This is a genomic window from Variovorax sp. YR752, from assembly GCF_943372545.1.
The window spans coordinates 1-23,384 of sequence record NZ_CALRZC010000128.1 but is presented as its reverse complement, the minus strand read 5'-3'; the positions used below and the strand labels follow the sequence as shown (position 1 = coordinate 23,384).

Genomic DNA, 23,384 nt, shown 5'->3' with positions numbered 1-23,384 from the left:
AGGAGGCGGGTGTCCAGAATCAAGTACGCGGCATTGGCCGATTCCCTGGGGTGCTTCTTCAGCTGGAAGGTGCATCCAGGCACCATACCCCGCAGGTTGCCGCTGGCCTGGGCCCGGGCGCCGTGGGTGCGCAGTGCCTGCATGCGCAGCAGGGAGAGCAGACGGCCTTCGCTGTGAGGGTCGGTGCTTGTATCGGCCCCCGCATTGGGCTGGGCGTAGTGGCTGCTCCCCGCTCCTGCGTGCCACTGGTAGACCTCACCGTCGGCCTGCCCCGTGGGGCGTGGATCACTTCTGGAGACACTCAGATCCGCCTTGGGCCGGGTGTAGTCGTAGTCCCGAGTCGCGTACTTCCCACTGGTGAGTTGATGGGCGGGCACAAAGCTGTGGATGTACTCGGCATCGATCTTCCAGCCCGGGGCGTGGTATTCGACCTGCTGGTACAGGGCATCGCCTGCTGCATAGGCCCCCATGGCATCCGAGAGCACCAGGCGGTGCTTCCCATCCGAATGCTCGAAGTGATAGCTGATGCCCCATTCCTGGCACAGGCGACAGAAGAAGGCGAAGTCGCTCTCGTTGAACTGGGTCTGGTAGTCGCGCACCGGGTAGTGCTCGATCAGGCGCTTGTCCACGGGGAAGGCGTAGCCTGAGAGCAGTGCGTCCAGGATCTGAACGACGCTGAGGTTCTGGAAGATCCTGCAGTCGGTGCGCAGGGTGGCCAGGTGCAGCCAGGGGCGAAGGGTGAGCTTGTACTGGACGTGGCGGCCTTCTTCGCCCCACAGGGCCGCGTCGGTGATCAGGGCGTTGAGCTGGCGAGGGGAAGAGCCATCGAGTTCGATCTCGCAGCTGATCTCTCGGCCTATGAAGGCATCCAGGTCGAAGTCCGCAGAAGAAGAGACGCCGGACAGACCCAGCACATCCGGGGTCTTGAGGAACAGCTCGTAGGCAAACAGGCCATTGAGCCCCTCATGCCCCGACAGCCGCACGGGCTCCAGTGCAGGCTGACCAAGAACAACAGGGATCGCGGCAGAAGAAACAGACAGCGTGCGCGGCATCGACGACTTCCTTGGGAGGAAAACAGGTCGCGCAGTTTGCGAGCCGCATCACGATCACACTGATAACAATGGTCAAACTCCACGCACCTCCTTCACCATGCGTGGGATTTGTCATGCCGCACGATTCTTCTCAGCGCATCTCGGGTTTCGTTGCAACTGCCGCATGCCCTTGAATCAGCGCCATCTCCACATTGGCGGCTTGCACCACCGCGATCTCCTCGTAGCCCTTGCGAATCTGTTGTCCCACGCGCAAGGCGTTGCCACCGATGCCGAACCCCACTGACACGATGAGAGAGAACACGTTGATCACCCCACTCGCAGCCTCCGTTCCGATGGCGTCTTCTGCGAAGACGATGAGCGTCACCACGCCCAGAAAGCCCAGTCCCACCCACCACATGCGGTGGTAGAGAGCCCAGAAGGCCCCGAAGAAAAAACCCGGCCAGCTCCATCCGTCCTTGATGGCCTGCACACCGCCGAGGCGGTCTTTGAATATCTTGTAGGTCTTCATTGCATAACTGCCTTCCCGATAGAGATCGTTGTTGTCAGATGTGGGCTCTCGCCCCGTCCTCTCTCCGACGCGCAGCGAGCAACGCACAAAACCGTTCGCAAGAACGCCTTCGACAGCAGCAGCCTTCACACGGAACGAGGTCGCGCAGTGTGGAAGCCACCACGCGTTTGCATTGACAACAATGGTCGCCCGCCGCGACCTGTGTTCAGAAACCCGCGCGAAGCGAGCGATTTGTCATGGGCACGGCCTGCGCTGGCCGCGCCTCAGCGGGATGCGCTCGACGCCTTCAGCGCCTCCACCTGCGCCGCATACGCCTTCTCGATGCGCTGCAACCGCTGCTCGCGCGCCGCATCGTTGACCCACGCTGCCGACAGCGCGCGCTGGCGCCCCAGCTGGTACTCGAGCTTGGCTTCCGGCAGCAGGGCGCTGTCGTCCGCCGCGACATACCCGTACGCTGCGCGCAGATCCTTCAACACTTCACGCTCGGCGTCCGCACGCGTCCCTTTGCCTTTGCCATAGCCGACCAGAAAGCCCTGCAACTTCGCCTGAAACTCCGGCGGGTAGTCGCGCCGCACCACCATCGGTGCGCCAGGCGGCGGCTCTGATTCCCAGATCACCTGCAGCCGCGCGGCCTCGACCGGGAACTGCTGGCGGAAGCGTTCGAAATCGGTGGTGTTGTTGGTGGCGACATCGGCGTCGCCATTCGCGACGGCCAGCGCGGTCGCTTGATGCGTGCCGACGAACTCGCTGCGAAAGCGCGTCTCCATCTCGATCTGGTTCGGCAGAAAGAGCTGGCTCTGCGGCACGACGAAGCCGGTGACCGATCGGCTGTCGCCGCGCGCGAGCCGCCAGCGTTCGGGCTGGGCCAGCAGGCCTTCGAGCGTGTGGAGCGGCCCGACTTTGCGCGCGAGCAGCACGGCGCGGTGTTCGGGCATGCCGTCGCGCCGCGCGATCTGCGCCACCACTTTCATGCGCCGTTGCATGACAGCGTCGAGCGCCATCTTGGCCGAGAGAAAGGCCATGTCGATTTCGTCGCGGCCGATGGCGCGGTCGAGCTCTTCGTACGACGGCACCGAGTACGCGCTGACGGGCAGGCCCAGCGCGCGGCTCATGTCGGCCATGAGCGGGGTCCACAAGGCGCGCGACTCGACGGTGCCGCCCAGTGGCAGCACGCCGAAGCGCACCTCCTTGATCACGGGTGCGCCCTTGGCGGAGGGCGCCGGCTGCGCGCCGGCCGTCCACGGCGCCATCAGCGACGACACGGCCAGCGCGAGCATCGTGCGGCGGTTCAAGGGCTCACATCCTTCAGCACGGCGAGCTGGCCGGCGTAGCCGGTCTCCAGCCGCTGCAGACGCGCCTGCCGCGCGGCATCGTTGACCCACTGCGCGGTCTTCGCGTTCTGCAGCGCGAGCTGATAGGCCAGCTTGGCGGCGGGCAGCAGCGACGTGTTGTTGGCGGCGACGAAGCCCGCGAGGTCGTGCAGCGACTTGAGCACCACGCGCTCGGCGTCGCCGCGCGGCCCCTTGCCGCGGCCGTAGGCGACCAGGAAGGCCTGCACGCGGATGCGCAGATCGGGCGGGTATTCGCGGCGCACGACGATCTGCGCGTGCGGGATCAGCTCCGACTCCCACAGCACCTGCAGCCGCTGCGCCTCAGCGGGAAAGCGCAGCTTGAAGCGCTCGAAATCGGCCGAGTTGTTGGTGGCCACGTCGGCCTCGTTGTTGGCCACGGCCAGCGCGTTGGCCTGGTGCGTGCCGACGACCTCGCTGAGGAAGCGCGTCTCCATGACGATGTGGTTCGGCAAGAAGAACTGCAGCTGCGGCACGATGAAGCCCGACACCGACTGCCGCTCGCCGCGCGCGATGCGCCAGCGCTCGGGCTGGTCGATCAGTTCCTTCAAGGTGTTGAAGGGCGGCGCCTTGCGCGTGAGCAGCAGCCCGCGGTAGCCGGGCAGGCCGTCGTGCCGCACGACCTGGGCCACGACCTTCATGCGCTGCTGGGTGACGGCATCGAGCGCCATCTTTCCCGAGAGGAACGCCATGTCGACTTCGCCGCGCTGGATGGCGTGCTCCAGCGCTTCGTACGAATTGACGGAGAGCACGCTCACCGGCCGCTGGATGGCGCGGCTGAGTTCGGCCAGCAGCGGGTCCCAGTCGCTGCGCGACTCGAAGGCACCGCCCAGCGGCAGGATGCCGAAGCGCACGGGGGCGTCCGCTGCGGGAGGGGCCTGCGCGGCCGCCAGCAGCGGCAACAGCCCCACGGCCAAGGCCAGGGCGGCACGGCGGCCGGTGTCGAGGAAATTGCCGAAACGACGCAAGAAGGCGTGCATGGGAGGAGCGGAAGACACGGGGCCCGCGGCGAGCCGGCGGGGTCTGACATGGGCGACGCGGACGCCATTACATCCCAAATGCGAGTCTTTCTCGTGATGTTTTTCCGGTCTTCCCTGTTCGAGGCCGCGGCCCTAAGCTCGCCCCCCATGTGCTCAAGGCCTTCATGAACTGGAACTTCCGCCTCCTGCGCGGGCTGGCCCGCCTCACCTTCGCCCAGCAGCTGATCCTGCTGGCGCTGCTGCCGGCCACGGCGGCCACGCTGGTGGCCATTGCGGTGCTCACACGCCAGCACCTGGGCAACCTCACCGAGCTGATGCGCGCCAACGCGCAGACCGTCGCCCTGCAGGTGGCCACGGTGGCGCAGGCGCCGCTGTCGCGCATGGACCGCCGCGCGCTGGCGCGCACCGCGCAGACGGGCACCTACCAGCCCCATGTGCAGCAGGTGCAGATCTGGACCGAGGACGGCGAGATCGTCGCCAATTCCGAAACCGTCGACCGCCGCCGTGGCGAGGGCCTGCAGGTGGTGGTGCCGATCGTCAGCGACGACGGCCGGCACACCGGCAAGGTGATGGTCGAGATTGGCCTCGATGCGGTGCGCAGCGCACGCCGCGCGGTGTGGCTCAACGTGGCGCTGGTGCTGGCCGTGAGCCTGCTGGGCGTGGGGCTGGCGGGCTGGTGGGCGGCGCGCCGCATCAGCGAGCCGATCCGCGCGCTGGGCGAGGCGGTCGACCGGCTCGGCGCGGGCGAGGCCGCCAGCGTGGCCATCGAAGGCACCTCGGAGGTGCGCCATCTGCAGCACGGTTTCAACCAGGCGGCGCGCGCGCTCGCCGAGAGCCACCGGCTGCTGCAAAGCCGCATCAACGAGGCCACGGCCGAGCTGGCGCGCAAGAACCAGTTGCTCGAAGTGGCCAGCCAGGCCAAGACGCGGCTGCTGGCCGCCGCCAGCCACGACCTGCGCCAGCCGCTGCATGCGCTCACGCTGTTCTCCGACGGGCTGGCCAACGGCGAGACCGATCCGGTGAAACTGCAGCGCATCGGCCACATCCGCGAGTGCGTCGATTCGCTCGACCGGCTGTTCTCGGAGCTGCTCAACCTGTCGCAGCTCGACGCCGGCGTGCTGCAGCCGCAGTGGGCCGACTTTCCACTCGACAGCCTGTTCGACGAGATCAGCCGCAACTTCCGCCCCGTGGCCGAGCAGCAGGGCCTGCGGCTGGTGGTGCGCAAGACCGAGCTGTGGGTGCGCTGCGACTACGTGATGCTGTCGCGCATCCTGAACAACCTGGTGTCGAACTCGCTGCGCCACACGGTCGAGGGCGGCGTGCTGATCGGGGCGCGCGCACGCGGCAAGGGCGTGCGCATCGACGTGGTCGACACCGGCGTGGGCATTGCCGCGCAGCACCAGGCGCGGGTGTTCGAAGAGTTCTACCAGGTCGAGCCGGCCAGCCGCAGCAACGTGCCCGGCGGCGCGCGCGGCATGGGCCTGGGGCTGGCCACGGTGCAGCGGCTGGCCGAGCTGCTGAACACGCGGGTCGAGCTCAGCTCGCGCCTGCACAAGGGCACCTGCGTGCGCGTGCAGGTGCGCGCCGCGCCCGCCGCGCTGCCGGCGCCGGTGGCACCGACGCCCACGCTCGCCACAACCGTCGACGACAACAGCGACAGCCTGGCGGACCTGCGCATCCTCGTGATCGACGACGAGCGCACGATCCTCGAAGGCCTGAGCGTGGTGCTCGGCAACTGGGGCGCCACGGTGCTGGCCGCGCAGACCCGCGCCGAGGCGCTGGCGCTGGCCGACCACTGGGACACGCCGCCCGACGTCGTGGTGAGCGACCTGCTGCTGCAGGGCGGCGACAACGGCCTCGACGTGATCGCCGCGCTCGAGCGCCACCCGAACGGCATCGGCGCCGGCACCGCGCGCCTGCTGGTCACTGGCGAGACCAAGCCCGACCGCTTGCGCGAGGTGGCCGCCGCCGGCATCGCCGTGCTCTACAAGCCAGTGTCGCCGCGCGTGCTGCGCCAGGCGATCCAGGCGCAGCGCGCCGCCGCGCTGACGATGGCCGCAGGCCTCTGACCACGGTACCTTGCCGGTAGGCGCGGGGTAGTGCGTCGGACATAGACCAAGCAGCCGCCGCGGTGTGATCTTCCTCACACGCGCAGGCCGTCGCGCACGCGGGCATAAGCCCTCCGCCTTATCGCGGGAAACAGGGCGCGTCCTTACATTGGACCATTGCCCCTCGCTGCACAAAGCAGTCCATGTCCGTCGCTGAGAACCTCCCCATTCCGCTTTTCTTCGGAAGAGTGCACCGCGCTGTCCACGCCCTGCTGGCCTGCGGCCTCGTGCTGTGCTTTGCCGCCGCGCCGCGCGTTGCATCGGCGGCCACGCTGACGGTGCTCGTCGGCGACGACCAGGCCGCGTCGGCGGAGTTCGTGCAGCAACTGCGCACTGACCAGTCGGCCGCCGGCAAATTCGAACTCGTGCGCATCGGGCCCGGCGCCACGGCTGCGGAGCCCGTCAGCACCGACACCGAGCCTGCGGCCAACACCGGCGTGCGCACGCGCAGCCTGCGCACCGCCGGCGATGCGGGCCTCACCGTGGCAGTGGGCACCGCCGCCGCGCGCGCCGCCCTCGAGCGTCCCAGTGCGGAGCCGCTGGTGCTCGCGATGCTGAGCCGGCTCGACTACGAGACCCTGAAGGCCGCCAGCCCGGCCGCCCTGCGGCGCGGCGACCGCCGCGTGGGCGTGCTGCTGCGCGACCCGGCCATGGCCGACCAGCTCGCGCTGGTGAACGCCGTGCTGCCGCAGAAGCGCCGCCTGGGCGTCATCGCCACGCCCGAATCCGAACCGCTGGTGCGCGAGCTGCAGCGCGCCGCGCAGAACACCAACCCGCCCTGGGACCTGCAGGTCGAGATCGCGCCCGACGCCCGCTCGCTGGCCGCCGCGCTGCGCGCCCTCGTGCCGCGCAGCGACGCCCTCATGGTGCTGCCCGACCTGATCGGCGACAGCCAGGCTGCCACGCTCTCGGTGCTGCATGCGGGCGCCGGCGCGGGCCTGCCGGTGTTCGGTGCCAGCGAAGGGCTGGTGCGCTCGGGCGGCCTGGCGGCGGCGGTCTCCACGCCCGGCCAGCTGGCCCAGCAGGCACGCCAGCTCGGGCAGAAGGTGGCCAGCGCCGGAAGTGCCGGCAGCAGCAGCCCGCTCGTGGAGGCGGCCACGCCGGCCACCGTGCGCATCAACGCGACCGTGGCACGCGGGCTCGGCCTGCGTCCGCCGGAGGAACGAGAGCTGACCGAACGACTCGCAGCGCCGCGATGAACACCACGCCGGTCCCCCCGAGCCCGCTGTCCCACCCGACGGCGGCGGGAGCGGCCACGGCGACCGAATCGCCACCGCCTCCCCCGCCACCGGCCACCACTTCGCTCGTCGTGCGCGGCAACCTGCAGCGCGACCTGTTCCGCCTGGGCGTCGTGCCCTGCGCGGCGGTGGCGCTGGCGCTCACCGGCTGGTTCACGCACAACCGCCTGCAGACGCTCGAAGCCGCCTTCGACGCCGAAGGTCAGGCCGTCGCCAGGCAGGTGGCGGCGATGTCCGACCTGAGCCTGTACGCAGGCGACCTGCCGGCGCTGCAGAACGTGGCCTCGGCGGCGCTGCGCGGCGGACAGGTGACGCGCGTGGAGATCAGCAACAGCGCAGGCGTGTACGTCACGGCCGGGCCGAAGAACGAATCGCTCGCGCAGCTGCGCATGTTCAGCGCGCCCGTCACCTTGCGCGAAGCCTCGCGCGCCAACGCCTTCGCGCCGGCCGGCTCCACCACCGCGGGCGACACGCCCATCGGGCTGGTGCAGACCTTCCGCGACACCACCGCCTACACGCACGAGCGCAGCCGCTCGCTCATTGCCGGCATCGGCATCGCACTGGTCGCGCTGCTGGCGGCCTGGGCGTCGGTGCGCCACATGGCACGCACGGTGGCGCGGCCGCTGCGGCGCGTGTCGCGCACGGTGGCGGCGCTGGAGGCCGGCCACTTCGAGGTGCGCTGCGGCGTGGTCGAAGGCGGCACGCGCGGCACGCACGAACTGGCCGTGCTCGCACACGACATCGACCGCCTCGCCGAGCGCCTGCAATACAACCGCCAGGTGAGCGAGGAGCGCGTGCGCGACGCCACCGCCGTCGCGCTGCAGCGCATGGCCGAGGCCGAGCAGGCCGCGCTGTCGCGCGCGCGCTTCCTGGCCGCCGCGAGCCACGACCTGCGCCAGCCGCTGCATGCCATGGGCCTGTTCATCGACGGCCTGCTGCCCAGCGCCACCGAGGCGCAGCGCCCCGCCGTGCTGCGGCTGCAGGAGAGCACCGGCTTCATGGGCGTGCTGCTCGACGACCTGCTCGAAATCTCGCGCCTCGATGCACAGGTCCTCACGCCCGCCATCAGCCGCGTCTCGCTGGCCGTACTGTTCGACCAGCTCGATGCGCAGCACGCCCCCGCCGCCAGCGCCGCGCAGGTGCGGTTGCACTGGCGCGACCGCGGCCTGGCGGTGCGCAGCGACGCGGCGATGGTGCAGCGCATCGTCGGCAACCTCGTGGCCAATGCGCTGCGCCACGCGCCCGAAGGCGGCACCGTGCTGGTCGCCGCGCGGCGCAGCCGGGCCGGCGTGCGCATCGAGGTGCGCGACAACGGCGTGGGCATCGCGCCCATCCACCAGGGCCGCATCTTCGAAGAGTTCTACCAGGTGGCCAACACCGAGCGCGACCGGCGCCGCGGCTTCGGCCTGGGCCTGGCGATCTGCGCGCGCATCGCCACCCTGCTCGGCACCCGCATCACCGTGCGCTCGGCATTGCAGGCCGGCAGCACCTTCGCGTTCACGCTGCCCCCCGCGCGCAAGGCCGACCTCGCGCCGCCCGAGCCCGCCCCGGTCGCACTCGCGCCGCTGGCCGGCTTGCGCTGCCTCGTGGTGGACGACGACCCCGCCATCCTCGACGGCACGCACGCGCTGCTCACGCAATGGGGCTGCGAGGTCGAATGCGTCACCACCGGCGCCGAGGCGCTGGCGCGGCTGGGCACCGGCGACATCGTCTACGACGCCGTGCTGTGCGACCTGCAACTGGCCGGCGACGCCGACGGCGTGGAAGTGATCGACGCCGCCCGTCGCCTGCAGCCCGATGCGCTCGCCGTGCTGGTCTCGGGCGCCACCGGGCCCGAGGTGCTGCAGCGGCTGCGCCACGGCGGCGTGACGCTGTTGACCAAACCGGTGGCGCCGGCCAAGCTGCGCGCACTGCTCACCACGCGACGCCACGCGCCCGGCGCCTGAACCTGCATGCCCAACGCCGTCGACCTGAAAGACGTCCGCCCCTTCGTCGCCACTCCGTGCCACAGCGGCGCGGTCGGCACCGAGTGCGTGCGCAGCCTGCTCGGCCTCGTCAACCTCGCGTGGACCCACGGCTTCGCGATGCAGACGCGCTTTCTCGACGGCGACAGCCTCGTCACGCGCGCACGCAACCGGCTGGCCGCCGAGTTCCTGGCCGACACACGCTGGACGCACCTGTTCTGGATCGACGCCGACATCGGCTTCGAGCCCGAGGCTGCGCTGCGGCTGCTCGGCGCGGGGCGCGACGTGGTGGCCGGTGTGTACCCGCACAAGAGCGACGGCTGGCCCGAAGGCGGCCTGCGCGCTCCACTGCCGGCCGGCGCCACGCGCGCCGACTTCGAGGCACTGCATGCGGCGTTTCCGGTCAATGTGAACGACGCGGCCGCGCATGTCGACGCCGACGGCTTTCTCGAAGTGCTCGATGCGCCCACCGGCTTCATGCTGATCGCGCGCCACGTGCTCGAGCAGATGGCGCAGGCGCTGCCCGAGTTGCGCTACACGCCCGACCGCATGGACGACCCGGTCGTTGCGGCGCGGCCGCACTACCGTTTCTTCGACGTGTTCGCCGAGCCGAACAACGGGCGCTACCTCAGCGAGGACTACGGTTTCTGCCGCCGCTGGCAGTCGATCGGCGGACGCGTGCATGTCGACACACGCTCGCAGCTGTCGCACCAGGGCCTGCGTACCTACCGCGGCGACTTCGCGAGGACGCTGGGGTTGGGCGGCTGAGCCGGTTCTTGCAGGTCGGGCGGCAACGTTGTGCGGTCGTAGTCGCGGTCTGGCGCGATGCGCACCAGCTCCAGGCCCGGACCTTCTTCCGCGAGGTAGTCGTAGCCGATGGCCTGGAACTGCCGCGCCGGATCGAGCCGCGTGTAGAGGTCGCGCCGCGCCACGCGGTCTGCGTGCCGGATGCTCTTCAGGTGATAAAGCCGATAACGGCTGTAGAACATCAGGCCGTGGCGCTGCGTGTCGTCGGGCAGCCATGTGCCGTGCAGCGTGGGGCTCTGGTCGAGCGAAATCTGCTGCGGCAACCGGAACAGCCGTGCGCGCGACTTGCGTCCCCACGGGCCGTCGGTGCGCCAGGCATCGGCCGAGTTCCAGAGCTCGCAGGACACGAGCGACAGGCTGGCGAGCTGGTGGTCGGGCAGCGAATCGACGGTGGCGTGTAGGTGGTTCAGGAACAGCTGTTCGTAGCGCTCGTCGGCATCGCACACCAGCACCCAGCCCGCGCCATGGCGGCGTGCCGCTTCGAGCAGGCGGCGCTTGTTCTCGTTCTCGTGCCAGACGTGCGCGCCGTCGTCGCGCGGCGGGTTCGACAGCAGCTCCAGCAGCATCGGCTCGCGCCGCAGGATGTCGGCGGTGCTGTCGGTCGAGCCGTCGTCGAGCGCGACGATGCCGTCCACATGGCCGCGCAGGTGGTCGAGACAGCCGGGCAGGTAGCGCGCTTCGTTGCGCACCTGCAGCACGCAGACGATGCGCAGCCGCGACGTGAGACGCGGCGCGATCGGCGGGTTCGTGCACGACGGGCAATAGAAGGCGCTGGCCTCGTGATGCAGCAGGCGCGCGCAGACCTCGCACTGGCGGCGCGACCCCATCGGCACCACGGGCGCATTGACCAGCCAGGTCGGTGCTTCGGCAGACCATGCGCCGGCGCCGTCGTCACGCGCAATGCGATGGAAGTCGCGGCCCCATTCGGCATTGCCCGCGCGCGCCTCATGCGGCGTACTTCTGATCCAGTCGACGTCGCGATCGAACTGTTCGCCGCCCGTGCGCGTCTCGTCCGACAGGTGCAGCAGATGCGCATCCGGGCAAGCCAGCAGCTGCCAGCCCGCCATCTCGAGGCGGACGCGCAGGTTGTCGTCGTCGCCGCCCCACTCTTCAAACGATTCGTCGTAGCCGTGCACCGCATCGAAGGCTTCGCGCGCACAGCACAGCGAGCCGTAGAAGGTCTGCAGCAGCAGCTCGGGCGGCACCTGGCGCGCGAAGGCGACGTCGAGCGTGTCCGTGAGTTCGTCGAAGCGCGCGAAGCCGACGCGGCCGACCGCGACACCGCGCGCGTGTCCCATCGCCGCCTGCAGCAGCACGGCCGGCGCATCGCCCGCATAGGCGGACTCGGGCGAATGAACCAGCACGAAACGCCCCGCGCTGCAGCGCACGCCGGCGTTGATGGCCTTGCACGGTGGGCGCCATGCATGCGCGACGTCGTTAACGAGCACCTTCCAGCGGATCTGAGGAAAGCGCGCGACCAGCGCCAGCACACCCCCTTCCTCGCCGGGTTCGTCGAGCGCGAGCACCACCTCGATGCCCGGCCGCGCCCAATACCCCGCATTCATCGGCAGCACCCGCTCGAAGTCGGCAAGCTTGCGGTAGAAAGGCAGCACGACGCTGAGCCACGGACGGCCCGTCTCAGCTCCCCCACCTTCCGACGTCATGATGTTCACTGCATCGCTCCTTCAGCGATGAAGCACCGGAGACACCCATGCAAGGCTGCTACATCAACCTCGAGCGAAGCATCGATCGCCGCGCCGCAATGGACGCGCAGCTGCAGCGGCTCGGGCTGACGGGTGTAAGGTGCCTGGCCGCCACCGATGCGAAGACACTCGCGCCCAGCCAAGCGCCGATCACGCCCGGCGAGCGCGCCTGCTTTCTCTCGCACACCGAAGCCCTCGCCCGCGCGAAACCCGGTGAAGCGCTGCTGGTGCTCGAAGACGACGCGCAGCTCAGCGAAGCCCTGCCGGCCGTGCTGCGCAGCGGCGCGCTCGCACAGCTCGACGCCGAGGGCTGCGACATCGCGTTCCTCGAATGCCAGCCCGTGACCTCGACGCAGCACCTGCTCGCGCTCTGGCAGAGCCTGCAGAAGCGACTGCCGCCACAAGGCAGCGGCGCCCCGCGCCATGCGCTGACGGGCATCGACTTCCTCGACGCGCGCACGCTCTACAACTGGGGCGCGGTCGCCTACCTCGTGACGCCGAAGGGCCTGCGCGTTCTGCCCACGTTGCTGCAGGAAGCGATCAAGCACGGCCCACTGCAACCGTACGACCTGACGCTGGGCAGCTTCTTGCGCGACGGCCGCCTGCAAGGCACGGTGCTCTCGCCCTTCCTCGCCACGCCGGCATGGGGCAGCCATGCGGACAGCACCCTCGGCAGCCCGTCGGAATCGGCGGCGCACGATGTGCTGGGGGGCGCGCTGCGGCGCTTGTTCTTCGCGGGTCCGCTCGACGGCCTCGACGCGCAGGTCGCCGCGTGGCGGCACGCACCGCTCACCGACGACCCGCAGCTGCAGCTGCTCGCGGACCTGATGGCGCAGCTCTTCGTGCTCACGGCCCGCGATCACGCGCCGCGCTGACACGCCTTCAATCTCAAAAGTCCGAACAGCCGTTGCGCCGCTCGGTGTTCACGCAGCTCAGCAGGTTGGGCCGCGAGCGCACGCGCGACCATTCGCGCGCCAGCACGTCGGCGCCCTGCTGTGCGCGGTCGCCGTCGAGCGGGCCGGTGGCCAGGCAGATCGGCGCCTGGCCGATGTTCCTGTCGTACAGGTACGAGGTCAGCGGCTCGCGCACCACGTCCACCGACGGCAGCAACGGCAGGCCGCTCACGCGCAACTGGCCCGGCACCACGCGCACCGCGTAGCCCTCGGCCGAGGTGAAGGTGCCGTTGATCGGGTACAAGCCCGTCGGGCTGCCCGGCAGCGCTGCAGAGAACATCGAGCCGCTGAAGCCCGCGCCGGTGTCGCCGAGGATCAGGCCCGTGAGGCTGTAGATGAAGAACGGGTTGGGCGCCCCCACCGTGCGCGACGCGTCGGCGATCACCACCGTGGCCGTCGGCTGCTGCGCATAGATGAAGTGGTTGTCGCCCGGCGTCACGGTCACGGTGCACAGGCCCAGGTAGGCGCAGTGATAGAAGTTCGGCAACGGGCCCGAGCCGGCCAGGCCGCCGCGCGTTTCACCGACCCAGGTGTCGGCCCACACGCGCCACAGCGCGCCCGAGATGCCGTAGCCGCCCGGATTCTGGAAGCGCGCCGCCGCCACGAGGTCGGTGCCGCTGGTGCTGCTGACCGGCGCACCGAGCGTGAGGTCGCCGCTCAGCGTGCGCACGAACACGGTGTTCGCAGCCATCGAATCGGCCGACGTGACCTGCGGCAGGTTGCCCGCCGCGTCGAAGCCCGTGACCGACACCGGCCCGATCGTGACCGCGTTGGCGTCCACGTAGGCAAAGCCGCCGGCTGCGCCGCCGCCGACCGTGGCCACGTCGTTGGCCGGGTTGCGCAAGTCGACGCTGCCGTTGCGCGAGCGCGCGAGCAGCGTGCCCGCCGTGATCGCACCCGCACCCGACTGGCTCACGTTGCCGCCCGACAGCAGACCCAGCGTCGCGGCTGAGACCGGCGCGTTGAGCGCAATGCCGCCGCCACCGCCTTCGTTCTGCAAGGTGAGCGCGCCCGGGGTCGAGAGTGCGCCCGCCACCGTGATGTTCGCGGCATGCGTGGTGCTGCCCGCGACGATGGTCGGCGCCGACAGCTGCGCGAATTCCGCACCCGACACCGAGAAGCCGTTGACCGTCGCGCCACCCAGCACGATGGGCGTGGCCGTGTCGTCCGATGTGGTCATGTTCACATCGACCCCGCCCGGGCGCAGGTCGATGGTGCCGGCCGCGACGACCGGCGCTTCGATCACGATCGAGTCGCCGCTGCCATCGTTGCTCGCGCGCAGCAGCACATTGCCGCTGCTGCGGATGCCGGGCAGCGCGCCCGGTGCGGTCGGCGCACCGCCGGCCTGCAGCACGACGCCGCGCCCGCCGTTCTGCGACCGGCCCGTGACCTCGATGTTGCCGCCGCCCGTGGTGACAAGCTGCGCGCCGTCTTCCAGCCGCACGCCGCTGTCTTCGGTGGCGGCCGGCGCCGAGGGGTCGTTGTTGAAGTTGTAGCCGCGCAGCGTGATGTCGCCGCTGCCGGTGGTGATGCTGCTGCCGCCGTTGATGAGCACGCCGTGCGCCGCCGCGAAGGTCGACGAGGCCTGGCGCCGCGCCACGCCCTGCACCGTGACGTCGCCGCTGGTGGTGCTTATGGTGCTCGGCCCGATCTGGCCGCTGGTGATGACCACGCCGCTGTCCCACGTGGTCGAGGTGCCGCGGATGTCGACGTTGCCGGTGGCGCTGGCGATGCGCGCGCCCTGCAGCAGCACGTCGCCGCCTTCGATGCGCACGTTGCCGCCCGCGCCCGCGTCGCTCTGGCCGACGCGCGTGTCGACCTGCACGTCCTGCGTGAGGATCACGGTGCCGGTGGGCGCGCCGGGCTGGCCGCTGAGCAGCGACACGTTGCCGCCGTCGGTGATGACCTGCCCGCCGTTCAGCCGGATGAAGCCGCTGCCCGGCGTGCCCGTGCCCACCGCGTTCATCGTCACGCTGCCGCCCTGCGTGAGGATGTTGCCCCCGAAGTCGATGAAGCCGCTGTTGCCCGACGGCGTGCCGTCGGGGTTGACGCCGGCGTTCAGCACCACGTTCAGGTCGTCGCCGCCGGTCGCGCGGATGGTGGTGCCCGTGGTTCGCGTCTGGATGCCGCTGGCGGCGTCCAACTGGAGCGTGAGCGGCCCCTTCGAGCCGGTGTAGTTGATGTCTACATCGGGTTCGAGCGTGATGACGCCGCTGCCGCCCGTGCCGGTGCCCGTGGAAATCCGCACGCTGGTGCCGCCGTTGAGCGCGGTGTTGATGTCGCCGTCCTCGATGGTGGAGTTGGCGAGCGCGTCGTACGGATTGGTGGGCAGCGTGCCGCCGGTCGTGCCGTGGCTGATGGTGAGGTCGAAGGGGTCGATGAACCACTGGCCCGCCGTACCCACAGTCGCGGAGGCATCGACGCGTGCACCGCGCAGGTCGAAGCGCCCGGCCGAGGTTTCGATGCGTCCGCCGTTGCCGCCGGCCGTGCCGCCGCGCGCCGACAGCTGGCCGTAGGCGCGCAGCGTCTCGGTCGCCACCACCTTCACGCTGCCGCCGTTGCCCGTGCCCGCACCGACATTGGCTTCGAGGCTGGTGTTCTTTCCGATGGCGATGGCGTTGCTGGCCGCGATGTCGATGCTGCCGCCGCCGGTCGCACCGCTGGCATCGAGGCGCGCCACCGCGGGCGAGCCGTCGAAATTCGTGGCGCCATCGATCAGCACGTTGCGTCCTTGCACCGAGATGCTGCCGCCCTTGCCGCTGTCGCTGGCCACCGAGGCCAGCGTGCCGACGTTGGTGCCCACGCCGGAGAAGGAGGTGACCAGGCGCATCGAGATGTCGGTGCCCTGGGCATCGATGGCGATGGTGCCGCCGTCGGTGCGCAGCGCCGTCGGCCGTTCGGCGTCGACCGTGACGGCCACGCCGTAGGTGGGCGTGGTCGAGGGCGTGATGATGATGTCGGGGCTGCCGAGCGTGGCGCTGAAGCCTTCGCTGCCCGCGTGGCCGATCACGTCGATGCGCCCGCCCGCGCCGGCCGAGACCTCGCCCCGGATGGCGACGCCGTTGCCGCCGCCGGCGGACATGTTCCCCGCCGCAAAGCCCGTGTCGGTGCGCAGGCCGTCGAGGTTGGCGCCCTGGCCTTCGATGCGCACGTTGCGCTCGCTCGCCACGGTGGCGTCGTCGATGACGACCGCCGTGCTGGCGCTCACCGCGGCCCCGCCGATGTTGGACGTCCAGGTCGGCCCCTGGCCCAGGATGCCGATGTCGCCCACGGACTTCAGCACCGCGCCGCTGCCGATGGCCACGCCGCTGCGCCCGTAGCCCGCGAGGCCGTCGAGCTGCAGGCCGCCGGCGCCGGCTTCGACCGTGCCGCCCGTGATCGACACGCCGTTGCTGCCGCGAAAGACAAAGTCGCTGTTGTCCTGATCGTCGATCCAGGTGCGGCCCTGGCCGCGCATCGTCACGCGGCCGTCCCCGCCGGTCGTGACCTTGCTGCCCGTCAGCGTCACGCCGTCGCGCCACACGTAGGCGCCGGTGTCGCCGCCGAGCGGGACGATGCCGCCGATGGCGCGGCCGTTCTGCGCGTCGCCCTGCCCGAAGAAACGCACGTCGCCGCCGTTGGCCGCGATGGTCGCGCCGGTCAGCACGATCGCGCCGGCGTAGTCGCTCTCGGCGGACGGGTTGCCGCTGGCGTTGTTGATGTTCTTCGCGTTGGTGGCGACGAGGCCGGTGGAATCGGCGTTGAAGTCGACGTGCAGCGCGCCTTGCTGCGATGTGATGGCCGAGCCCTCGTTCATCACGATGCCGCCGGCCGAATCGACGCGCAGCCGCGCCGTGCCGCCTTCGCTCTTGATGACCTGCACACCGGGCGCAAAGGTCACACCCGCGCCGAGGCCGGTGCGCCCGCTCGCCAGCGTCACGTCGGTGCCGCGGCCCAGCGTGTCGCCGACGCTGCCGGCGCTCACAGAGCCACCGGTGAAGGCCGGCAATTTGCTGCCGTACACCGGCACGTTGACGGCCTCGACGATGCCGAGGTCCGACTGCTTCGCGCTCACCGTCCAGCTGCCGTTGGCGCCGCCTTGCGCGCCGCCGCCCGCATCGACGCGTACGGTCTGCACGCGCACCGCGTCGGCCTCGTTCGAGATCGCGCCGCCCTTGCCGGCGCCCGCGCCGCGCGCGGTCATCTCGCCGTAGGCCTGCAGCCGCGACTCACGCTCGGGCGCCGCGTCGGCCTCGCCCACCAGGGCCTGGCCCTTGGCGCTGGCCGTGGTGATGGTGCCGCCCGCGCCGCCCGTGGTGGCGTCGGCGCGCAGCACCGACGTGGACGACAGCGCCACGTCGTAGCCATGCACCGACACGTTGCCGCCGCCGGCCTGGCCGCTGGCATCGATCACCGCGCGCTGGTCGCCGCCGCCGGTGCCTTCGATGCGCACCTGGCCGGCCGCGATGCGGATGTTGCCGCCGCGCTGGCCCGCGCCTGCGCCGGTGGCATCGAGCAGGCCGCCGTTCATCTCGATGCGGTTGTCGCGGCCCGCGCCGAGCACGATCTCGCCGTTGACGTTCTCCAGCGTGCGCGCGCGCACCGTGCCCGACTGGTTCACCACCAGCTCGCCCGCCGTGTTGGAGCTGCCGACGAGCATCACGCGCCCGCCGTCGGCCTGCAAGGTGGCGCCCGCGGCGTTGACCACCTTGGCACTCGTGGCCATGGCATCGGCCGCGACCACGAGGTTGGTGAGCCCGTCGTTGCCCAGGTCGAAACTGATCTTGCGGCCCGAGGCCAGCGCGACGGTGCCGCGGTTGGCGGTGATGCTTCCGGTGTTGGTCACTTCCGCGCCCATCAGCACCACGGGGCCGCCGACGGCGGTGAGCACGCCGGCGTTGCTCACGGCCTTGGTATTGCCGTCGGGCCGTTCGAAAGTGAGCTGGGTGCTGCCTTCGAGGAAGGCGTTGTCGAGGGTGCTCAAGGCCAGCGTGGAGGCCACCAGGCCGCCCACATTGACCTGTGCGCCCTGGCTGAATACCACGCCGTTCGGGTTGACGAGGAACACGCGCCCGTTGGCCGTGAGCTGGCCGGCGATGGTCGAGAGCTCGTTGCCCATCACGCGGTTGAGCAGGATGCTGGACGCCCCCATCGACTGGTTGATGTTGACCGCGTCCTTGGCACCGATGGAGAAGGCGTTCCAGTTGATGATCGCGCGCAGCGACGCCTGCGAGATCGCCAGCGCCTGTCCGCCCAGCGGCGATGCGGTGGTCGAACCCGCCACGCCCACGCTGCCCTGCGTGGTGTAGCCGCCCGGTCCGAAGCTCGGCAGGATGGTCTGGGCCAGCGCCGGCGCCAGGCCCATGCAGGCGATAGCGAGCGCCAGCGGGCGCAGCGTCAGCCGGGGTTGGAAGTTGCGTGGCTTCATGGTCAGAACGCCTTTTGCAGCTGCACGTACAGCCGCGGATTTCGCCCGCCGCCGTCGGTCTGCGCGGGCGGTGTGCCGGCGCGCCAGGCGAGTGTGGCGTTGATCGAGAAGTTGCCCGGGCGCGACCAGCTCAGGCCGATGCCGTAGCCGCGCAGGCTGTGGGAGTTCTCGCCGTCGAAGGGCGAGGGATGGCGCGCGATCTTTCCGCGTGCCGCGTCGTAGAACAGGTAGGGCGTGACCTCGTCGGTGGCGGCCCAGCGGTATTCGAAGGTGCCGATCAGGCCCTGGTCCACCAGCAGTTCGCCCGAGGGGTAGGCGCGCACCGCGCGTGCGCCGCCGAGCGCGAGCTTTTCAGACGCGTCGAGGTTCTTGCTGGCCCACTGGCCGCCGACCGAGAAGTACAGCGAATGGCGCGGCACGATGGCCTGCAGGCGCGATACCTGGAAGCTCAGCTTGGTGAAGCCGCCTTCGGTGTGGCGTCCGCCGAACTGCTGGTCGGACTGGAAACTCTGCGGATCGCGGATCGACAGGTCGCCGTGGTACAGCGTGCCCGAGCTGGCCCAATAGCCGCCGCCCAGCACCTCGTCGCGCCGCTCCCAGGCCCAGCCGATGCCGAAGCCCTGCACGCGCTTCTTTGCTGTGAAGTCGACGCCGCGCAGCTCGTCGGTGAGATCTTTCACGTCGGCCGTGAGGCGCAGGAACAGGTTCTGCTGGCGCTGGCGGATCAGCGGGTAGTTGAGCGACACGTCGAGCACGTCGGCACGGCCGCGCGCGTCGAGGTCGACGAACTGGCCGCCCAGGTCGTAGCTCACGCGCGAGATGCCGATGCCGCCGCGCAGGCCGCTGGTGCCCAGCGGCGCCTCGTAGGACACGCGGCCGTACTGCAGCGCGTTGCTGTTGGACAGCAGCACGCGCGCATCGAGGTTGTCGCCGATGCCGAAGGGGCTGAGCCAGCGCGCCGTGCCGCCCACGCGGTAGCGCCCCGCCTCCTTGGTGCCGTGGTTGTCGGCCTCGGCCGAGAAGGCCCAGCGCGAGCCGGCCTCGACCTCGACCGACAGATCGGTGGTGCCCGCCTGCGCGCCTTCCTGCAGGCTCGACGACACCTTGAGGCCGGGCTGGTCCGACAGCAGCAGCATCGCGCGCTCGTAAGCCGGTGCGTTCACGGCCTCGCCCGGCTGCAGCGCCGCCAGGAAGCCGCGCACGCGCGCCTCGCTGATCGGCGCTTCGGGCGCCACCAGCACCTCGACCTTGCCGAGCCGGCCTTCGATGATGCTGATCTCGACGACGCCGTCGCGCACGGTCTGCACCGGCACGACGGCCTGCGCGAGGAAGTAGCCGCGCTCCTTGTAGCGCGTGGTGATCGCCTGCGCGAGCCCTTCGAGGTCGCCGAGCGTGACGTCGCGGCCGATGTAGGGCGCGGTGATGGTCTGCAGCTCGTCGTTGCTCAGCGCCTTCACGCCGTTCAGGCGCAGGTCGGTGAGCTTGAAGCTGCCCGCGCCCGCGGCGGGCCGGGGCGGCGCGGGCAGGGTTTGCGGGGCGACGGCGCCGGGCGCCTGTGCGACGGGGCGGTCGCAGCTGCCGCACGGGTCCTTGGTGGGGAGCAGCGTGGTGGCTTCCTGCGCATGGGCGCGGGGCATGGCGATCCACAACGTGGCACCGACGAGCGCCATGGCGGCGAGAGCGACCGGCGTCGGCCGTGGACGAAGGCGGATCGCAGGGGCCATGGCAGTGCTTCTTTGCAAGAGGGGGCGTGGCGAAGGCATAGTCAGCCTCCCACCGTGAGGCGCCAGTTGCCGATCAGGTTGAACGGCGCCCAGAAGAAGGGGTGAGACATCTTGGGGTCCTTCAGCACGGCCAGCTGTCCGGCCTGCATGGCCTTCTGGATGTCGCGGCCCTTGGCGAGTTCGCCGTAGAGCGTGCCCATGAGCACGGCGGTGGCGTCGTCCGACACAGGCCACAGCGAGGCGATGAGGCTGGAGCTGCCGGCCGAGAGGAACGAGCGCGTGAAGCCCAGCACCTCGTCGCCCTGCGCGATGCGCCCCAGGCCCGACTCGCAGGCCGAGAGCGTGACCAGCGCCGTGCCTTCCATCGGCATCGCGAGGATCTCGTGCGCTTCGAGAAAGTTCTGCTTGCCGCCCTCGTTGGCCAGCAGGATGCGCGAGTACAGCGGATCGACCTCGTCGGCCTCGGCGTGCGCCGCCACGTGCATCAGCGGCGAGCGCGAGGCCACGTCGCGGAACTGCGTCTTGGTGGCGGCGGCGCCCATGAACACGGTGTTTCGCGGGAACAGCTGCGCGAGCTGCTTCACCTCGGTCTCGGCGCCGGGCAGGTCGTACTTGTCTTCGATGCGCGGATTGCCGAAGGCCGTGAGCGACGCATTCACGCGCGGCGTGCGCTGCGCCAGCTGCACCGCGATGCTGATCGACGGCGCCACCGACACCGGGTGCGTCTCGATGAGGTAGCGGCCGTCCAGGCGCAGCGCCTGGAACGGCAGGTAGTGCAGCGGCCCGTGCGGCACCACCACCACGCGCTGCCCCGACACCAGGCCCAGCGGGCCAAGCAGTGCAGCACCCAGCTTGTCGGCGTTGGTGATGGCGGCGCGGCGGCCACGCACGATCGAATTGCGGAAGGTCTCGACGAGTTCGGTGAGTTCCTCGCGCTTCACGCCGATACGCTTCTCGGTGATGCTGTCCGGCCCCACGACCCAGACCATCAGGCGGTCGGGCAGCGCGTGGAACTGCACCACGCGCTCGTCGGGCGCCAGCGTGCGCTGCAGCGCGGCCACGCCGACCATGCCGGCCGACGACTCGCTGAGCTTCGCGCGGCCGCGCACCGCATCGAGCAGCGCACGCGAGCGGCTGTGCTCGCTCACCTCGAAGGCCCGCGTCGGATCGCCCGCTTCGCTGTACACCGCCACGCCGCGCTCGAACACCGACTGCAGGTCGGAGAACAGGCCCATCTTCACTTCTTCGCTGCGAAAGCGCGCGCGCACCTGGTCGACGTCGGCGAGCGCGCGGCCCGCAGCATCGGCCGCGGCCTGCTTCTGGCCCAGCGCGAGTTCGCTGCGCGCCACGCCGTCCCAGGCCCAGAGCCGGTAGTAGGCGGTGTCGGTGCCGACCTGGCGCGTGGTGAGCGCGCGGTACTTGTCGCGCGCCTCGGCCGGCTTGTTCTCAGCCAGCAGCAAGCGGGCGCGCGTGCGTTCGAGCTGCGCGGCCAGCGGCGCTTCGCGCGGCTCGGCCATGCCGCCGAGCACCTGGCGCGCGCGCGCTGCGTCACCCGATTCGATGAGGGCGTTGACGAGCGAAGCCTGCACCAGCGGCGCATAACGCGGCGAGCTGTTGGCCAGTGCCTCGTCGTAGCTGAGCACCGCGCCGGCGAAATCGCCGCGCCGCGTGCGCACGTCGCCGATCACTTTCTGCACCGGGCCGACCACCAGCTTCGGGTCACGCGCGGTGTGGCGCAGCGCTTCGCGTGCGAACTCCTCGGCCTTTTCGAGCTGGCCCGAGTAGCTGTAGACGATCGCCAGGTCGCGGTTGGCCACGGCGCGCAGGTTCGGGTCGCTGGTGGCGTTGGCCAGGTGCAGCGCCTTGCTCGCGGCGCGCACGCTCTGGCGGAACTCACCCGCCTCGGCCAATGCGACCGCCTGGCTGCAGTACTGATAGCCCGAGAGCTTGACCGCGTCCTGCCCGTAGAGCACCGCGCCTTCGCTGGTCAGCGCCAGCAGCGTGTCGGTGTCGGCCAGGCGCGCCTGCGCCATCCGGTCGGCCGCAGCCTCGGCATTCGGGCCGCCCGCTGAAGCAGCGGGCGCCGCAGGTGGTGCTGGCGCGAGTCGTTGCGCCAGGGCTGAAGGACCACCGGGGCCCAGTAGCAAGACACCCACCAGGCCGACCGCACCGGCGAGACCGGCACGGCGACGCGCCGGATGCGTACATCCCCAACTCGAAAACCACGCCATTGAACCCCCTCGACCCATGCACTCGCTGCCGCGAACGCTCGACGCCGCGGGAGTGCGCGCCGTTCAGGCCTCGAGGGAAAGTCTAGGAGCGGGTGTTCACCTCGCCTATTCGCAAGACGGTCTAGCGCGAATGGACTAGCGGCTTGTCTCGCCGGGAGAAAGATCAAATGCCAAGTCCGTCACCTATTGCGCATCCGCGTTGATTGCGCAAGACGTGGGGTTGGCTGGAATGACCATTGTTATCAGTGTGATCGCGATGCGGCTCGCAAACTGCGCGACCTGTTTTCCTCCCAAGGAAGTCGTCGATGCCGCGCACGCTGTCTGTTTCTTCTGCCGCGATCCCTGTTGTTCTTGGTCGCCCCGCGCTGGAGCCTGTGCGGCTGTCAGGGCATGAGGGGCTGAACGGCCTCTTTGCCTACGAGCTGTTCCTCAAGACCCCGGATGTGCTGGGTCTGTCCGGCGTCTCTTCTGGCGCTGACTTCGACCTCGATGCTTTCATCGGCCGCGAGATCAGCTGCGAGATCGAACTCGATGGTTCTCCCCCTCGCCAGATCAACGCACTGATCACCGATGCGGCCCTGTGGGGCGAAGAAGGCCGCCACGTCCAGTACAAGCTCACCCTTCGCCCCTGGCTGCATCTGGCCACCCTGCGCACCGACTGCAGGATCTTCCAGAACCTCAGCGTCGTTCAGATCCTGGACGCACTGCTCTCGAGCTACGCCTTCCCTGTCGACAAGCGCCTGATCGAGCACTACCCGCTGCGCGACTACCAGACCCAGTTCAACGAGAGCGACTTCGCGTTCTTTGTCCGCCTGTGCCAGGAATGGGGCATCAGCTACCACTTCGAGCATTCGGACGGAAAACACCGTTTGGTGCTCTCGGATGCCATGGGCGCCTATGCGGCTGGCGACGCGCTGTACCAGCAGGTTGAGTACCACGCCCCCGGCTGGAAGATCGATGCCGAGTACATCCACAGCTTCGTGCCTGCCCATCAACTCACGAGTGGGAAGTACGCGACCCGGGACTACGACTACACCCGGCCAAGGGCTGACCTGAGTATTTCTCGAACTGACCCACGCCCCACCGGGCAGGCCGAGGGTGAGGTCTACCAGTGGCATGCATCCGAAGCCGGGGGCAGCCACTACGCCCAGCCCAATGCGGGGGCTGATGCAGGCACCGATCCCCACGGCGAAGGCCGCTTGCTCTCCCTTCTGCGCATGCAGGCACTGCGCACCCACGGCGCCCGGGCCCAGGCCAGCGGCAACCTGCGGGGTATGGTGCCTGGATGCACCTTCCAGCTGAAGAAGCACCCCAGGGAATCGGCCAATGCCGCGTACTTGATTCTGGACACCCGCCTCCT

At 70.1% G+C, this 23,384-nt stretch carries 14 protein-coding genes; 6 read left to right on the top strand and 8 right to left on the bottom strand.

Features of this window, described 5'->3' with window-relative positions:
• From tssI (AAG801_RS25380) to phnD (AAG801_RS25365), 4 genes are all read right to left on the bottom strand, one after another.
• On the bottom strand, positions 1-1,052 hold a 1,052-nt coding region (tssI, locus tag AAG801_RS25380), incomplete at its 3' end, for a type VI secretion system tip protein TssI/VgrG (RefSeq protein WP_341890869.1).
• A gap of 130 nt (positions 1,053-1,182) precedes the next feature.
• Positions 1,183-1,560 (bottom strand): DUF2628 domain-containing protein, encoded by a 378-nt coding sequence (locus tag AAG801_RS25375; protein WP_341890868.1) that lies wholly within the window; start codon positions 1,558-1,560, stop codon positions 1,183-1,185.
• Between the two features lie 263 nt (positions 1,561-1,823).
• Positions 1,824-2,837 carry a phosphate/phosphite/phosphonate ABC transporter substrate-binding protein gene (phnD, locus tag AAG801_RS25370; RefSeq protein ID WP_341890871.1) on the bottom strand — a complete coding sequence of 338 codons (1,014 nt, stop codon included), beginning with the start codon at positions 2,835-2,837 and terminating at the stop codon, positions 1,824-1,826.
• Positions 2,838-2,848: 11 nt separating this feature from the next.
• Positions 2,849-3,889: a phosphate/phosphite/phosphonate ABC transporter substrate-binding protein gene (gene phnD / locus AAG801_RS25365; protein WP_341890867.1), complete on the bottom strand. Its 1,041-nt coding sequence runs from the start codon at positions 3,887-3,889 to the stop codon at positions 2,849-2,851.
• Between the two features lie 164 nt (positions 3,890-4,053).
• Here phnD (AAG801_RS25365) and AAG801_RS25360 point away from each other — a divergent pair, with 164 nt between their 5' ends.
• The 4 genes from AAG801_RS25360 (at position 4,054) to AAG801_RS25345 (ending at position 9,967) form a co-directional block, all read left to right on the top strand.
• A complete protein-coding gene (locus AAG801_RS25360; protein ID WP_341890866.1) occupies positions 4,054-5,958 on the top strand; it encodes a hybrid sensor histidine kinase/response regulator in 1,905 nt (634 codons plus the stop codon).
• A 227-nt stretch (positions 5,959-6,185) separates the two neighbouring features.
• Positions 6,186-7,196, top strand: coding sequence for an ABC transporter substrate binding protein (locus tag AAG801_RS25355; RefSeq protein ID WP_341890865.1), 1,011 nt, complete (start codon positions 6,186-6,188; stop codon positions 7,194-7,196).
• A complete protein-coding gene (locus tag AAG801_RS25350) occupies positions 7,193-9,181 on the top strand; it encodes an ATP-binding protein (protein WP_341890864.1) in 1,989 nt (662 codons plus the stop codon). The genes AAG801_RS25355 and AAG801_RS25350 overlap by 4 nt, the downstream gene beginning before the upstream one ends.
• 6 nt (positions 9,182-9,187) lie before the next feature.
• A complete protein-coding gene (locus AAG801_RS25345) occupies positions 9,188-9,967 on the top strand; it encodes a hypothetical protein (protein WP_341890863.1) in 780 nt (259 codons plus the stop codon).
• Here the strand turns inward: AAG801_RS25345 and AAG801_RS25340 are convergent.
• The gene (locus AAG801_RS25340; protein WP_341890870.1) at positions 9,925-11,670 is read right to left on the bottom strand and encodes a glycosyltransferase family 2 protein; all 1,746 of its coding nucleotides are present in this window, start codon (positions 11,668-11,670) and stop codon (positions 9,925-9,927) included. The two genes, AAG801_RS25345 and AAG801_RS25340, sit on opposite strands and share 43 nt — an antisense overlap.
• A gap of 47 nt (positions 11,671-11,717) precedes the next feature.
• Between AAG801_RS25340 and AAG801_RS25335 the strand changes: the two genes are divergently transcribed.
• Positions 11,718-12,584 carry a glycosyltransferase family 25 protein gene (locus tag AAG801_RS25335; RefSeq protein ID WP_341890862.1) on the top strand — a complete coding sequence of 289 codons (867 nt, stop codon included), beginning with the start codon at positions 11,718-11,720 and terminating at the stop codon, positions 12,582-12,584.
• Positions 12,585-12,597: 13 nt separating this feature from the next.
• Here the strand turns inward: AAG801_RS25335 and AAG801_RS25330 are convergent, their stop codons facing one another.
• From AAG801_RS25330 to AAG801_RS25320, 3 genes are read right to left on the bottom strand one after another with little or no spacing between them, the layout of a single operon-like run.
• Entirely contained in the window at positions 12,598-18,069 is a 5,472-nt protein-coding gene (locus AAG801_RS25330; RefSeq protein ID WP_341890861.1) for a filamentous hemagglutinin N-terminal domain-containing protein, read from the bottom strand.
• A 2-nt stretch (positions 18,070-18,071) separates the two neighbouring features.
• Positions 18,072-19,793: a ShlB/FhaC/HecB family hemolysin secretion/activation protein gene (locus AAG801_RS25325; protein ID WP_341890860.1), complete on the bottom strand. Its 1,722-nt coding sequence runs from the start codon at positions 19,791-19,793 to the stop codon at positions 18,072-18,074.
• A 41-nt stretch (positions 19,794-19,834) separates the two neighbouring features.
• Complete coding sequence (locus tag AAG801_RS25320; RefSeq protein WP_341890859.1) at positions 19,835-21,826, bottom strand: CHAT domain-containing tetratricopeptide repeat protein; 1,992 nt, start codon at positions 21,824-21,826, stop codon at positions 19,835-19,837.
• Positions 21,827-22,329: 503 nt separating this feature from the next.
• Here AAG801_RS25320 and tssI (AAG801_RS25315) point away from each other — a divergent pair.
• Positions 22,330-23,384: type VI secretion system tip protein TssI/VgrG (gene tssI, locus AAG801_RS25315; RefSeq protein WP_341890858.1), on the top strand; the 1,055-nt coding region annotated here is incomplete at its 3' end.

Excerpts from the sequence above, each read along its gene's own strand:
- phnD (WP_341890871.1), bottom strand. The coding sequence starts at position 2,837 with ATGCTCGCGCTGGCCGTGTCGTCGCTGATGGCGCCGTGGACGGCCGGC.
- phnD (WP_341890867.1), bottom strand. The coding sequence starts at position 3,889 with ATGCACGCCTTCTTGCGTCGTTTCGGCAATTTCCTCGACACCGGCCGC.
- AAG801_RS25340 (WP_341890870.1), bottom strand. The coding sequence starts at position 11,670 with ATGACGTCGGAAGGTGGGGGAGCTGAGACGGGCCGTCCGTGGCTCAGC.
- AAG801_RS25360 (WP_341890866.1), top strand. The coding sequence starts at position 4,054 with ATGAACTGGAACTTCCGCCTCCTGCGCGGGCTGGCCCGCCTCACCTTC.
- AAG801_RS25325 (WP_341890860.1), bottom strand. The coding sequence starts at position 19,793 with ATGGCCCCTGCGATCCGCCTTCGTCCACGGCCGACGCCGGTCGCTCTC.
- AAG801_RS25350 (WP_341890864.1), top strand. The coding sequence starts at position 7,193 with ATGAACACCACGCCGGTCCCCCCGAGCCCGCTGTCCCACCCGACGGCG.
- AAG801_RS25345 (WP_341890863.1), top strand. The coding sequence starts at position 9,188 with ATGCCCAACGCCGTCGACCTGAAAGACGTCCGCCCCTTCGTCGCCACT.
- AAG801_RS25320 (WP_341890859.1), bottom strand. The coding sequence starts at position 21,826 with ATGGCGCAGGCGCGCCTGGCCGACACCGACACGCTGCTGGCGCTGACC.
- AAG801_RS25375 (WP_341890868.1), bottom strand. The coding sequence starts at position 1,560 with ATGAAGACCTACAAGATATTCAAAGACCGCCTCGGCGGTGTGCAGGCC.
- AAG801_RS25330 (WP_341890861.1), bottom strand. The coding sequence starts at position 18,069 with ATGAAGCCACGCAACTTCCAACCCCGGCTGACGCTGCGCCCGCTGGCG.
- AAG801_RS25335 (WP_341890862.1), top strand. The coding sequence starts at position 11,718 with ATGCAAGGCTGCTACATCAACCTCGAGCGAAGCATCGATCGCCGCGCC.